Source organism: Yersinia sp. 2545 StPb PI (assembly GCF_052217125.1).
GTDB classification, from domain to species: domain Bacteria; phylum Pseudomonadota; class Gammaproteobacteria; order Enterobacterales; family Enterobacteriaceae; genus Yersinia; species Yersinia enterocolitica_E.
Genome location: NZ_JAZGPY010000001.1, coordinates 3,076,739 through 3,090,723, shown reverse-complemented (window position 1 = coordinate 3,090,723; position 13,985 = coordinate 3,076,739). Strand labels below are relative to the sequence as shown.

Sequence of the window (13,985 nt, the reverse complement as noted above, 5' to 3'; positions counted from 1 at the left end):
TCTAAAATCTCTGCGAATCATTGATAGATGTCATAAACTCGCCGATGGACTTTGGGCAGAGTGCAGAGCCATTTAAGTATTTTAACGATAATAATGCTGAAGCAATATTTAGCAACACACAGCAACAGGCAAGATTCAGAGAGGGTATATGTTAGATCTTTTGATTGGGATAGTCGTGGCCGTAGGTGTAGGCCGTTATATTATTAAAGGCTATTCAGCAACAGGTGTGCTGATGGTCGGTGGTTTACTGCTATTAATTATCAGTGCCTTAATGGGCAAGAATGTATTACCTGCCAGTGCGACCTCAACCGGCTGGCGGGCGACGGACATTGTTGAATATGTCAAAATCTTGCTGATGAGCCGTGGTGGCGATCTTGGCATGATGATCATGATGCTATGTGGCTTTGCGGCTTATATGACCCATATCGGTGCCAATGATGTCGTGGTTAAGATTGCCTCTAAACCACTGCAAATGATCAATTCCCCATACTTACTGATGGTTGCGGCTTATCTTGTGGCCTGCTTGATGTCGTTGGCGGTATCATCGGCAACCGGGTTGGGCGTGTTACTGATGGCGACCCTGTTCCCAGTGATGGTTAACGTCGGTATCAGTCGGGGTGCCGCAGCTGCAATCTGTGCATCACCGGCGGCAATTATTCTCGCGCCAACCTCAGGCGATGTGGTACTGGCAGCGAAAGCCTCTGAGATGCCATTAGTCGATTTTGCTTTTAAAACCACCTTACCTATCTCTATTGCCGCGATTGTCTGCATGGCTATCGCTCACTTCTTCTGGCAGCGCTATCTGGATAATAAAAGTCAGGAAAAGCATGAGATGATGGATGTTAATGACATCACCACCAATGCGCCGGGTTTCTACGCCATTTTACCCTTTACCCCGATTATCGGCGTGTTGATATTTGACGGTAAATGGGGGCCGGAACTGCATATTATTACGGTGTTGGTGATTTGTATGCTGATTGCCGCCGTCATTGAATTCTTACGCAGCTTCAGTGCTAAAACGGTATTTACCGGCCTTGAGGTGGCTTATCGTGGCATGGCCGATGCGTTTGCTACTGTAGTAATGCTTTTGGTTGCCGCCGGGGTATTTGCACAAGGGTTGAGTACCGTTGGTTTTATCAGTGGTCTGATTGGGCTAGCTCAATCTTTTGGTACCGGTGGCATTATTATGATGCTGGTACTGGTGGTGATTACGATGCTGGCGGCCATGACCACCGGGTCAGGCAATGCGCCGTTCTATGCGTTTGTTGAATTGATTCCAAAACTGGCAGCTCAGATGGGGATAAATCCAGCCTATCTGGTTATTCCGATGCTACAGGCTTCAAATTTGGGGCGTACTTTATCCCCGGTTTCAGGCGTGGTGGTTGCTGTTGCTGGTATGGCAAAAATTTCACCATTTGAAGTGGTGAAACGCACCTCGGTACCGGTTTTAGTCGGGTTGGTGGTGGTGATTGTTGCCACTGAGATTCTGGTGCCTGTGCACTTGTAATCACAATCTATCACGATAAAAAAGCCGGGCGAGTTTACCCAGCTTTTACGCCAAATCACGATGGTTTATTACACTTCATAATCTGGGTCAGGCACTTTCAGCGGTGTTATTTTTACCTTCAAGATACGATGGCTGCTGACTTCCAACGGCTCAAATAGGTAGTCACCAATTTTCATCTGTTCACCGACCTGTGGGATGCGCTGGGTATACTCCATGATTAACCCGGCCAAGGTGTGATATTCACGTTTATCATCGATAGGTAGCGGCAGATAGAGCACCAAATCTTCCAGCGGCATATAGCCATTCGCAATCCAGCAACCATCCTCGGTTTGCTGAATATCATGACGGGCATCCAACTCTTCACCGGCCACGGGCAGATTACCAGCAATGGTTTCCATCACATCGGTCAGGGTAACCACCCCTTCGATGGAACCGAATTCATCCACGACAAAGGCAAAATGCGTCTGTGCCTGACGGAACTGCTCTAATGCCATCAACAGCGAAACCTGCTCGGGGAAAATCAACGGTTGGCGAATCAATGCGCGTAAGTCGAGCTTTTCATCTGCTAACTGTTGCCTTAATAAATCAATGACGTGAATAACGCCCAAGGGTTCATCTGTCGAACTATCTTCAGTAACCACAATTCGGGTATGCAAATTTTTTGTCAGCAACTGAGTCAGTTTCTCTGGCGGATCGTTAAGATCCAGATACTCAACATCATGCCGTGATGTCATGATGCTGCTCACGGTACGTTGCGCCAGCCCCAACACCCGTTCAATCATGCGGCGTTCCTGCTCATTGAACACCTCTTGGCCGACACTGGTATTATCAGCGATCAGGTTAGCAGTATGGTTATCCAGCTCGGCCTCTTCGTGTTTGCCACTTAGCATACGTAACACTGCTTCTGCGGTTCTTTCACGTAACGGTCTAACCGTTGACAAAAAGCGACGGCGATTGAATTGTGCGAATTGATTGAGCGATTCAATAATGACGGAGAAACCAATCGCAGCGTACAGATATCCTTTTGGAATATGGTAACCAAAGCCTTCAGCCACTAAGCTGAAACCGATCATCAGTAAGAAGCTCAGACAGAGTATGACAATGGTTGGATGCGCGTTGACAAAACGGGTTAATGGCTTACTGGCCAACAGCATCAAACCTATGGCAATACAGACCGCAGCCATCATGACCGCGAGGTGGTCTACCATACCGACGGCAGTAATAACCGAATCGAGCGAGAATATGGCATCCAGCACCACAATTTGTGCGACGACCGGCCAAAATCGTGCACCTTTGCGCTGCTGACCTTGATGCTGGTCCTTGCCTTCAAGCCGCTCGTTTAACTCCATGGTGGCTTTAAATAGCAGGAATACCCCACCGACCAGCATGATTAAGTCACGGGCGCTGAACGGGTGGCCAGATAAGGTGACCAAGGGAGCCGTTAATGTGGCCAGCCATGAAATACTGGCTAACAGCACCAAACGCATCAACAGTGCGCACAGTAAACCGGTAACTCTGGCTTTATCTCGTTGATGACGTGGAAGCTTTTCTGCCAAAATGGCGATAAATATTAGGTTGTCAATGCCTAATACAATTTCGAGCACTACCAGCGTTGCCAGTCCTGCCCAAATAGTAGGATCTGCGATCCATTCCATATATCCAATTTCACCTTTGATTTCTACGGCTTATGCCGCCAAAGTGAATAATGGGCTTATACTTGGGAATTTTCAAATCTAAATATAAAAATTGGATGAGATTGAAAATAAAAAGTATGCTAGAGAACTGCCGTAAACTTACATCTAAATGGTTGAAGTGGATATATTATTATGGTATACGCATTCTGGTGAACATATAAAAATCACAGATGTTTCCTAGTTAAAGTCAAAGTTAATGCTATATAATAGCCATAAAATAAAATGATTAATTGGGTGTGTTTTCCTTGCTAAAATCATGCATTCTGCAATGCAAGATATGCGTAAACTATGCTGTAAATGTGACCCAATAGCTATTGGTAGCTGAAAAGCCAAGGGCGGTAGCATTGTAAAAACTAATTATTTAATAGCATATTATTTAAAGTGAAATGGTTTTCATTCTCACTTGTTGTGGCGGTACCTCTTTAGTTCAAACTTTATGGTGATTAAGGATATATGATGTTACTTCCCGTGATTATGGCTGGCGGTACGGGCAGCCGCCTGTGGCCGATGTCAAGAGAACTCTATCCAAAGCAATTTTTACGCTTGCACGGGGTGAATTCGATGTTGCAGGAAACTGTAAATCGTTTAGAAGGGATTTCTGTCAGAGAACCGGTTGTCATTTGTAACGAAGAACACCGTTTCCTGGTCGCAGAGCAGTTGCGACAAATTAATAAACTTTCACATAATATAATATTAGAACCCGTTGGCCGCAACACTGCCCCTGCAATTGCTTTAGCCGCATTAAATGCTATCTCTCAAGGCGACGACCCGATAATGTTGGTGTTGGCTGCTGACCATATCATCAATAACTGTAATGCATACCACCAGGCTATTATCGGTGCGATTCCTTTTGCTAAAAAGGATTGCCTGGTAACATTCGGGATTGTTCCGACCGGCCCAGAAACGGGTTATGGTTATATTCAGCGTGGAGAATCGACAGTCAAAGAGGCTTTGGAAGCTTTTAGCGTCAAGCGGTTTGTTGAGAAACCTAATTTAGAAACTGCTGAACAATATATCAATTCTGGTGAATATTATTGGAATAGTGGCATGTTTATGTTTCGGGCCAAACGTTATATTCAAGAGTTAGAGAAATTTAGACCAGACATTCTTGATGCTTGTAAAGCTGCGATGAAGGATTCTGATTCAGACAAAGATTTCATCACTATAGATAAAGATCAGTTCAGTGCCTGCCCTGATGAGTCAATCGATTATGCGGTAATGGAGAAAACAAATAACGCCGTAGTGGTGCCGCTGGATGCGGGGTGGAGTGACGTTGGTTCTTGGTCCGCACTTTGGGATGTGAGTAACAAAGATAAATCAGGTAATGCCACTACAGGTGATACATTCCTGCATGATACACAGAATTGCTATATCAATACTGATGAGAAATTAGTTGCTGCAGTTGGTGTGGATAATTTAGTCATTGTCAGCACTAAAGATGCGGTGCTAGTGGTAGATAAATCTAAAGTACAAGACGTTAAAAAGATCGTTGAATATCTCAAGCAGACGAAACGTAGCGAGTATCGCCGTCACCGAGAAACTTATCGTCCTTGGGGGCGCTGCGATATTGTGGTTAATGAACAGCGTTTTAATGTTAACCGGATTACAGTTAAACCTGGTGGCGCGTTTTCCATGCAGATGCATCATCATCGGGCAGAGCACTGGATTGTGTTATCAGGAACAGCAAAAGTGACGATTGGCGACAAAACATTTTTAATTACTGAAAATCAATCGACATTCATCCCTATTGGTTCACTTCATATGTTGGAAAACCCCGGTAAGATCCCACTTGAGCTTATTGAAGTCCAGTCAGGTTCTTATCTAGGCGATGACGATATTATTCGAGTTAAAGACCATTATGGCCGTTGCTGATTTAGAGGAAACAATGAATACCTTAACTTGTTTTAAAGCTTATGATATCCGTGGTCAATTAGGTCCAGAGTTGAATGAAGATATTGCTTACCGTATTGGTCGAGCTTTTGGTGAATATCTAAAACCAAAAACTATCGTTGTCGGTGGCGATGTTCGTTTAACTAGTGAATCATTGAAAATGGCATTGGCAGAAGGTTTGATGGATGCTGGTAGCGATGTATTAGATATTGGTTTAAGTGGAACAGAAGAAATCTATTTCGCCACATTTTATTTAGGTGTTGATGGTGGAGTCGAAGTAACAGCTAGCCATAATCCGATGAATTATAACGGTATGAAGTTAGTTAGAGAAAATGCTAAACCCATTAGCGGTGATACAGGGTTATGCGATATCCAAAAACTTGCTGAAGAAAATAACTTTACTGTACCAGTTCAAAGTAAAAGAGGGAGTTATAAGAAGGTATCGGTCCTTAATGAATATATTGATCATTTGATGGGCTATATTGACTTTAAAAATTTTACCAAGCCTTTGAAGTTAGTAGTAAATTCCGGTAATGGTGCGGCCGGACATGTTATTGATGAAATTGAAAAACGTTTTACTGCAGCTCATCTCCCTATAGAATTTGTAACAGTTCACCATCAGCCTAATGGTAATTTCCCCAATGGAATCCCTAATCCGCTGTTACCTGAATGTCGAGCGGACACTGCAAGAGCTGTTACCGAATCTGGTGCAGATATGGGCATAGCATTTGATGGCGATTTCGACCGCTGTTTCTTCTTCGATGAGAGTGGGCAATTTATTGAAGGTTATTATATTGTTGGTTTATTAGCTGAAGCTTTTTTGAAAAAAGAACCTGGTGCCAAGATTATTCATGATCCGCGTTTGACTTGGAATACTATAGATATAGTAGAAAAAGCTGGTGGCATTCCAATTATGTCAAAAACGGGACATGCCTTTATCAAAGAAAGAATGCGTAAAGAAGATGCAATATATGGTGGAGAAATGAGTGCCCACCACTATTTCCGAAATTTTGCATACTGTGATAGTGGTATGATTCCATGGTTGTTAGTTGCAGAGTTGTTAAATATAACAAATGTCAGTATGTCAGATTTAATTAATAAGCGTATGGTTATGTATCCTTGTAGCGGAGAGCTTAATTATAAAGTTAAGTACACAAGTGACATTTTGAAACGACTGGAAGATGTATCAACTACAACGGCAAAAAAAATTGAATATATTGATGGCTTAAGCATTGAATTTGAACGTTTTAGATTTAACATTCGAACATCTAATACTGAACCATTGTTGCGTCTTAATTTAGAAACAAAGGGTGACTCAAGGCTTTTATTAGCTGAGTTAGAAAGAATAGAGTCAGAAATTAATAAGTAAATTTCTTGTAGGAGGAAGTAAGATGGAAAAGAAAGTAGCACTTATTACCGGTGTGACGGGACAGGATGGTTCATACTTGGCAGAGTTTTTACTTGAGAAAGGTTACGAAGTTCACGGAATAAAACGGCGTTCTTCTCAGTTCAATACTCAACGAATCGACCATATATATCAAGATCCGCATGAAGGTAATATAAACTTCGTATTACATTATGGTGATTTAACCGACACCTCCAATTTGACAAGAATTATATCGGAAATTCAGCCTGATGAAGTATATAATTTAGGGGCGCAGTCACATGTTGCTGTAAGTTTTGAATCACCAGAATATACGGCTGATGTAGATGCTATTGGTACTCTCAGGTTATTGGAAGCAATTCGATTTTTAGGTTTGACAAAAAAAACCAAATTTTATCAGGCTTCTACATCTGAGCTTTATGGTTTAGTACAAGAAATACCGCAAAAGGAAACAACTCCATTCTATCCGAGGAGTCCATACGCAGTAGCAAAAATGTATGCATACTGGATCACTGTGAACTACCGAGAAGCTTATGGAATGTATGCATGTAATGGTATATTATTTAATCATGAGTCACCTCGTAGGGGAGAAACATTTGTGACTCGTAAAATTACTAGAGGTCTAGCAAACATTGCTCAGGGGCTAGAACGCTGTATTTATATAGGAAATATGGACTCATTACGGGATTGGGGTCATGCGCGAGACTATGTGAAAATGCAATGGTTAATGTTGCAGCAAGAAAAACCGGAAGATTTTGTTATAGCTACCGGAGTTCAATATAGTGTACGGGACTTTATTCGTTTATCCGCCAAAGAATTAGGGATAGAACTTGATTTTATTGGTTCGGGGGTTGACGAAAAAGCAATTGTCACGAAAATAGAAGGTGACAATGCTCCAGCATTAAAAATTGGCGATATCATAGTTGAAGTAGATCCCCGTTATTTCCGACCAGCCGAAGTTGAAACATTGCTTGGTGATCCTAGCAATGCTAAAAATAAGTTGGGATGGACGCCTGAAACGACACTTCAGAAAATGGTTGAAGAAATGGTTGCTCATGATCTTCAGCAAGCCAAACAACACGCATTACTCAAGTCATATGGTTATACTGTAAGCGTAAGTGTTGAATAAATATTTTTATTAAGAAAATAACTGATTATTCTATATAGTCAGTTATTAATGTTTAATTAACAATAAAAGAGCTTTTATGTTTAATGATCTTCTTTGGGCTCTACAAAAACCACAATCTTGGCTAATATTATCATGGTACGATATAAAGCAAAGATATAAACGTTCGACATTAGGTCCATTTTGGGTAACCATAAGTACCGGTGTTTTAGTCGGAATGTTAAGTATTCTTTGGTCAACAATATTCAAGCTAGATGTCAAAGATTACTTACCATTTTTTTGCATTGGACAAGTTGTATGGACATATATCTCCATGCAATTAACGGAGTCATGTACAGGTTTCACTCAATTTGAGTATTTAATAAAACAATCTAAAATATCATTTTCGTCGATATTATTGCGAATATTGAGTCGTAATTTGATAGTATTTGCCCACAATTTTATCATTATATTTATTGTAATAACATTTGTTAGCCCCGGTTGGAGTTGGATGGCTTTATGGGCAATATTAGGATTTATCATATTAACAGTGTCGTTATTTTCTATGTCTATTATTCTGGCTATCTTATGCACGCGATTTAGAGATTTGCAAATGATTGTGCAGAATGTCTTGCTAGTAAGTTTTTACTTTACTCCTATTATGTGGAAAACTCACCAGCTAAGTGATAAATTAAACTACATTATTAATTTTAATCCTTTAGTGCATTTCTTTAATATTATTAGAGACCCAATGCTTGGCGTTGCTCCTAATTTTAATTCAATGCTTATTTCTATATGCGTAACTATTGTAATTTTCTTTGTTTCAATGGTGTTCATGAGAAAGTATTGTGCTCGAATAGCTTATTGGTTATAAAATATGAATAGTATAATTAAAGCTAACAATGTTGATATAGAGTTTCCTATCTATACTGCCTCACAACGTAGTTTAAAGAAAATATTTTTAGGGCGTACAGTCGGGGGTGGGGTTAGCAAGAACAATCATTCTGTAAGTGTTAAAGCATTAAGCAATGTTTCATTTGAAATTAATGTCGGGGACAGAGTAGCTCTGATTGGTCATAATGGCGCAGGTAAAACAACACTACTTCGTGTATTAGCAGGTGTATATGCCCCGACAGCAGGTTCATTAATTGTGAATGGTGATGTTGTTTCTTTGATTGATATGTCGATGGGGATGGATAGTGAGGCTACAGGCTACCAGAATATATATATTAGAGGAATTCTTTTAGGGATGACTTTGAAGGAAATTTCGAAGCATGTCGATTATATAATTGAATTCAGCGAGCTCGGAGAGTATATAGGATTACCAGTTAGAACATATTCAAGTGGAATGCTACTTAGACTTGCATTCTCAATCATATCTGTTTTGAAACCAGACGTTCTGCTAATGGATGAATGGTTGACTGTAGGGGATGCTTCTTTTAGAGATAAAATGGGCAAAAAACTAGAGAGTATGGTTAATAATTCCTCTGTTATGATTTTAGCTTCTCACTCTAGGGGGATAGTTGAAAAATATTGTAATAAATACTTCCTTCTCAGTAGTGGGAATATAACTCAAATTGAAGCCTCTGCTTTATCTCAATACCTCGATTAAGGAAATAATATGGATAAGAATAGCATTATCCTCATTACAGGATCTGGAGGAGTCTTAGGATATGGACTACTACAGGCTCTTAATGAAAAAAAATATCTTAATATACTATCTCCAAATAGTTCTGAACTTAATGCATTGGATGAAAAAAGTGTAGATGACTATTTCACAAAAAATAAGCCTTCCTATGTTTTTCATTTGGCTTCACTTGTTTATGGTTTGCAAGGCAATCTTGATAATCAATTAAAATCTCTTTGTAGTAATACTACAATTAACCAAAATATTATAGTTGCTTGTAAAAACCATAGAGTTAAGAAGATTTTCTTTGCAGGAACAGTTGCTTCCTATCCATATCCTTATAAATCGCTTCCATTAAAGGAGGATTTTTTCTTAGATGGTGAGCCTCATTGGGGGGAATATGGATATGCTAGTGCAAAAAGACACGCTCTTGCTTATTTAAAAATAATGAAAGAGTATGATGGAATTGATTATTGCTATGGACTATTTACAAATTTATTTGGACAAAATGATAAGTTTGATACGGTAAACGGCCATGTTATTCCATCTCTTATTGAAAAATCCATATCAAGCATCAATAATTGCACTAATAGACTAAATGTATGGGGAAGGCCGGATACAACAAGAGATTTCCTTTTCGGCTATGATGCTGGGATTGCAGCAATATTAGCGATGGAGAAATACTCTGGAGTTATTAATATTGCCTCAGGTAAAGAATCTTCAATGCAAGAAGTTACTGATGCAATAAATGAGTATTTTGATAATAAAATGGATATAGTTTGGGACCCAATGCACCTATAGGTGTTCCTAAAAGAAGCATTGATATTAATAAGTTAAATAATATTGGTTTCGAAACCACATTAAATTTAAAAAATGATATCAAAGTAGTTATTGATTGGTATAAGAATAATTTGGACGGTATAAGAAAATGAAAAAGATAGCTATTATTTCTAGCTTCTCTGAAAGTTGTGGTAACGCATATTTTACGCAGGTTTTACTTGATTCGATAAGAGAGCAAGGTTATGAGGCTGAGTGTGTAAGCTTGAACTTACTCCTTACCCAGTCAACAAATAGAGACATAAGAATTAAAGCAGATAAACATATTTCAGATATCTGCATGAAATTAAAGAGCTTTGATGGTGTTAATATACAGTTTGAAGCAGGGCTATACGGTACACTACCTTCAGATATTTATAAACGAGTTATGAAGCTATCATTAGCTAATCCTAATACTAGTGTTACTCTGCATAGCCCTAGACTAATAAATGATAGTGCCTCTCAACGAGAAGTAATCAAGCTATTAATGCTAAGAATAAAGTCTGGTATAGGATTATACTTTAAGTCTCTACGTGAGAGTGTTTCAAAGAGAATAAATGGCAGGATAATTAAGAAATTAGCTGGTAATAAAATAAACTTAATTGTTCATACATTAAGAGCTAAAGAGCAAATTGAGTTAATGTACAACTATGATAATGTAAGTGTACATCCATTAAAATTAGTTCCAGAATCTCCGAATATAAATGAAAATATCATCCAAGACATAAAACAAAGTTATTCATTTTCTAAAGAGACTAAAATAATTGGTGTTTTCGGTTTCGTTAATGAATATAAAGGGCATTCGTTAGCTATACAAGCAATGGAGTATTTACCTAATAATTATAAGCTCATGTTCTTTGGTAGGCAACACCCTCAAACTATTAAAAATAATGAGTTAGTAAATGGTTATATTGCCTCTCTTCAAAAATCCATCATTAATAAGAAACTAAAAAGTAGAGTTTTTTTTATGGGGGAATATGGAAATGATGAATTTATCAGTTTAGCTGCTACTGTTGATTTTGTTTGGCTACCTTATGTTGAGAATGGACAAGATGGTTCTGGTATAGCTGCAATATGTTTCGATGTTGCTAAACGAGTCTTATGCTCCTCTTCTTTTGCATTTGATGAAATGTTAAAATTAATATCTTCGTATGACAACTATATGCGTTTTGATATTGGTAACTACCTAGAGTTATCGAATAAAACAGCATATTTTCACCCTCAAAAATCAATAGCTACTAAAATTGAATCGAATTATACAGTAGCAACACAAGCAAGTTTATACATAAAAAAATCTTTGCTAATTTAATTTATTTTTAAGCCAAGATATGTATCTTGGCTTAAAGTTTATTGATGGATTTTTAAATTTAATTTCTTTAGTTTGATTTTAGTATATGGATATTTTATTTGTTGTTACATTTTTATTTTTGATAATGACTCTGTGTTTATTTTTGTTTTTATCATTCAATTAATTCCAGTTTAAGAGGTTTGTAACCACTTTTATGCCAAAAATATTACATTTTTATAAAACTTATTATCCAGATACATTTGGTGGAATTGAGCAGTTTATTTTCCAACTATGCAAAGGTGGTGCTTCACACGGAGTTGATTCTACTGTCTTATCCTTAAGTCCTAGAGGTGTATCTGATATAAGTTTTTGGCATGGGCATCGTGTTGTTACAGGTAAATCAACCTTTGAAATTGCATCTACGCCTTTTTCCATTAATTCATTTGGATTATTCCGAAAGTTAGTAAATGAGTGCGATATAGTTCACTACCACTTTCCTTATCCATTTATGGATATGATGCATTTAATAAATAGAGTAAAAAAGAAAACCATTGTTACTTACCATTCTGATATTATTAAGCAAAAGAAAATGCTTAAATTATATCAGCCTTTAATGACGGTTTTTTTTAATAATATCGACCATATAGTAGCGACATCCCCAAATTATATGGAGAGCAGTAGCATATTGAGAAAGTACCGTGAAAAAACATCAATTATACCATTAGGTATTTCTCCATCATCCTACCCACAGGTATCTATTCTGTTTTTAAATAAATGGAGAAATATTATAACAGGTCGCTTCTATCTATTTATTGGTGCTCTTAGATACTATAAAGGGCTAGATACTTTACTTGAGGCGGCTATAGGTACTGCTTATCCCATCGTTATATTAGGGGCTGGTCCGTCTGAAGATAGTCTTAAACATAAAGCTGATACTTTGGGACTTTCAAATGTTATATTTTTGGGTGCTCTTTCTGATGAAGATAAAGTTGCATTACTATACTTATGTTATGCAATAGTTTTTCCATCAAATTTTCGCTCGGAGGCTTTCGGTATTTCTTTGCTTGAAGGTGCTATGTTTAGTAAGCCCCTAATTACGGCGGAAATTGGAACTGGCACTACTTATGTAAATATTCATTTAGAAACTGGATTAGTTGTTACGCCTTCAGATCCTAATAGTCTTCGTATCTCGATGGACTATTTATGGGAGCATCCCGATGAGGCTGAAAAATTTGGTATTGCTGCAAAAAAAAGATTTGATCAGTTATTTACGGCTGAAAAAATGATATCTAAATACATTGAGCTTTATAATCGACTTTTAACTAGATAATTTATAATGATTGATTGGGGCTGAACGAAAATAGTTTTCAGATAATAGTAATTATTGGATGATGATTAATTTAAAGTATATGGTTAAAGATTAATAAATATAACTAGGTGTTATAGAGTAATGCTAAAAGTACTGCATTTTTATAAAACATATTACCCAGATTCTTTCGGCGGTATTGAACAGGTTATTTTTCAATTATGTGAAGGTGGAGCGAGTAAAGGTATTGATTCTACAGTGCTTTCTTTAAGTAAGCTAGGTGGTATTATAAATAAAAAAATAGGAACACATACCGTATATTGTTCACCTGTAAATTTTGAAGCGGCCTCAACTCCTTTTTCTTTTCAAGCGATTAAAGATTTCAAAAAATTGGCGCAGAAGGCTGACATTATTCATTATCATTTTCCGTTTCCTTTTATGGATATGGTTCACTTTATATCTGGTATTAATAAACCAACGGTTGTTAGTTATCATTCTGATATTGTTAAGCAAAAAAATATTTTAAAGATATATACACCATTGATGAATCTATTTCTTGGTAGCGTTTCTCGGATTGTTGCTGCATCGCCAAATTATGTTGCCACAAGTGCAACTTTAAAGAAATTCTCTCGAAAAGTAAGTGTGATACCTTACGGTTTAGATGAGGGTTCATATCCAACGCCACTATCTGAACGCATTGATTTCTGGAAAAATAAATTCGGAACACGTTTTTTTCTGTTTATTGGTGCCTTTCGTTATTATAAAGGTCTTCACATTCTAATCGAAGCAGCTAAAAATTCATCTTATCCGATTGTGATTGTCGGAGCTGGCCCAATTGAATCAGAGTTAAAAAAACAGGCGGAAAAATTAGATATACAGAATATCTATTTTCTTGGTGCCGTATCTGACGAAGATAAAGCTTCATTACTATCACTTTGTTATGCCGTAGTCTTTCCATCACATTTGCGTTCTGAGGCTTTTGGTATCACCTTATTAGAGGGCGCGATGTATGGTAAGCCTCTAATTTCGAGTGAGATTGGTACAGGTACGACATTTATAAATATTGATCAACAGACTGGATTAGTTGTTCCCCCATCGGATCCTGTAGCGTTGAGAACTGCGATGGATCAGTTATGGGATGATATTGAGTTATCAGAAAAATTTGGCCGAAATGCCCGAAATCGCTATTTAGAAAATTTCACCTCCGAGAAAATGGTTTCGAGTTATATAGACTTATATAATGAAATTATCGATAAGTAAGCATTTTTGCTAGAAAGTCTAAGACATTATTACTATTTTGATTTGGCTAAGATATTAATCTATAACTTGTTGAAATAATTATTGATACATTTAAGAATGTAATCAAAG

11 protein-coding genes are annotated in these 13,985 nt (G+C 37.8%); 10 read left to right on the top strand and 1 reads right to left on the bottom strand.

Annotated features, from left to right (window positions below; genetic code table 11):
- Positions 1–148: 148 nt before the first annotated feature.
- A complete protein-coding gene (dcuC, locus tag V1955_RS14440; protein ID WP_005187706.1) occupies positions 149–1,507 on the top strand; it encodes an anaerobic C4-dicarboxylate transporter DcuC in 1,359 nt (452 codons plus the stop codon).
- A 68-nt stretch (positions 1,508–1,575) separates the two neighbouring features.
- Here the strand turns inward: dcuC and V1955_RS14435 are convergent, their stop codons facing one another.
- Positions 1,576–3,162: a TerC family protein gene (locus tag V1955_RS14435; RefSeq protein ID WP_083159351.1), complete on the bottom strand. Its 1,587-nt coding sequence runs from the start codon at positions 3,160–3,162 to the stop codon at positions 1,576–1,578.
- Positions 3,163–3,657: 495 nt separating this feature from the next.
- Here V1955_RS14435 and V1955_RS14430 point away from each other — a divergent pair, with 495 nt between their 5' ends.
- The 9 genes from V1955_RS14430 (at position 3,658) to V1955_RS14390 (ending at position 13,877) form a co-directional block, all read left to right on the top strand.
- Positions 3,658–5,073 carry a mannose-1-phosphate guanylyltransferase/mannose-6-phosphate isomerase gene (locus V1955_RS14430; protein ID WP_083159350.1) on the top strand — a complete coding sequence of 472 codons (1,416 nt, stop codon included), beginning with the start codon at positions 3,658–3,660 and terminating at the stop codon, positions 5,071–5,073.
- A 13-nt stretch (positions 5,074–5,086) separates the two neighbouring features.
- Positions 5,087–6,460, top strand: a complete 1,374-nt coding sequence (locus tag V1955_RS14425; RefSeq protein ID WP_442821448.1) for a phosphomannomutase CpsG — start codon at positions 5,087–5,089, stop codon at positions 6,458–6,460.
- A gap of 22 nt (positions 6,461–6,482) precedes the next feature.
- On the top strand, positions 6,483–7,604 hold the full coding sequence (gene gmd / locus V1955_RS14420; RefSeq protein WP_420073661.1) for a GDP-mannose 4,6-dehydratase: 1,122 nt from the start codon (positions 6,483–6,485) through the stop codon (positions 7,602–7,604).
- Positions 7,605–7,680: 76 nt separating this feature from the next.
- Entirely contained in the window at positions 7,681–8,454 is a 774-nt protein-coding gene (locus tag V1955_RS14415; protein ID WP_442821079.1) for an ABC transporter permease, read from the top strand.
- A gap of 3 nt (positions 8,455–8,457) precedes the next feature.
- Positions 8,458–9,192, top strand: coding sequence for an ABC transporter ATP-binding protein (locus tag V1955_RS14410; protein WP_420074060.1), 735 nt, complete (start codon positions 8,458–8,460; stop codon positions 9,190–9,192).
- A 9-nt stretch (positions 9,193–9,201) separates the two neighbouring features.
- On the top strand, positions 9,202–10,008 hold the full coding sequence (locus V1955_RS14405; protein ID WP_442821078.1) for an NAD-dependent epimerase/dehydratase family protein: 807 nt from the start codon (positions 9,202–9,204) through the stop codon (positions 10,006–10,008).
- 127 nt (positions 10,009–10,135) lie between these two features.
- Positions 10,136–11,332, top strand: a complete 1,197-nt coding sequence (locus tag V1955_RS14400; RefSeq protein ID WP_442821077.1) for a hypothetical protein — start codon at positions 10,136–10,138, stop codon at positions 11,330–11,332.
- Between the two features lie 193 nt (positions 11,333–11,525).
- The gene (locus V1955_RS14395) at positions 11,526–12,641 is read left to right on the top strand and encodes a glycosyltransferase family 4 protein (protein ID WP_442821076.1); all 1,116 of its coding nucleotides are present in this window, start codon (positions 11,526–11,528) and stop codon (positions 12,639–12,641) included.
- A gap of 120 nt (positions 12,642–12,761) precedes the next feature.
- Positions 12,762–13,877, top strand: coding sequence for a glycosyltransferase family 4 protein (locus V1955_RS14390; RefSeq protein WP_442821075.1), 1,116 nt, complete (start codon positions 12,762–12,764; stop codon positions 13,875–13,877).
- The last annotated feature ends 108 nt before the right edge of the window (positions 13,878–13,985 follow it).

What these genes read in the sequence shown, in the direction of transcription:
- V1955_RS14405 (WP_442821078.1), top strand. Translation starts at nt 9,202, where the DNA reads ATGGATAAGAATAGCATTATCCTCATTACAGGATCTGGAGGAGTCTTA.
- V1955_RS14395 (WP_442821076.1), top strand. Translation starts at nt 11,526, where the DNA reads ATGCCAAAAATATTACATTTTTATAAAACTTATTATCCAGATACATTT.
- V1955_RS14435 (WP_083159351.1), bottom strand. Translation starts at nt 3,162, where the DNA reads ATGGAATGGATCGCAGATCCTACTATTTGGGCAGGACTGGCAACGCTG.
- V1955_RS14410 (WP_420074060.1), top strand. Translation starts at nt 8,458, where the DNA reads ATGAATAGTATAATTAAAGCTAACAATGTTGATATAGAGTTTCCTATC.
- V1955_RS14430 (WP_083159350.1), top strand. Translation starts at nt 3,658, where the DNA reads ATGTTACTTCCCGTGATTATGGCTGGCGGTACGGGCAGCCGCCTGTGG.
- gmd (WP_420073661.1), top strand. Translation starts at nt 6,483, where the DNA reads ATGGAAAAGAAAGTAGCACTTATTACCGGTGTGACGGGACAGGATGGT.
- V1955_RS14400 (WP_442821077.1), top strand. Translation starts at nt 10,136, where the DNA reads ATGAAAAAGATAGCTATTATTTCTAGCTTCTCTGAAAGTTGTGGTAAC.
- V1955_RS14425 (WP_442821448.1), top strand. Translation starts at nt 5,087, where the DNA reads ATGAATACCTTAACTTGTTTTAAAGCTTATGATATCCGTGGTCAATTA.
- V1955_RS14390 (WP_442821075.1), top strand. Translation starts at nt 12,762, where the DNA reads ATGCTAAAAGTACTGCATTTTTATAAAACATATTACCCAGATTCTTTC.
- dcuC (WP_005187706.1), top strand. Translation starts at nt 149, where the DNA reads ATGTTAGATCTTTTGATTGGGATAGTCGTGGCCGTAGGTGTAGGCCGT.
- V1955_RS14415 (WP_442821079.1), top strand. Translation starts at nt 7,681, where the DNA reads ATGTTTAATGATCTTCTTTGGGCTCTACAAAAACCACAATCTTGGCTA.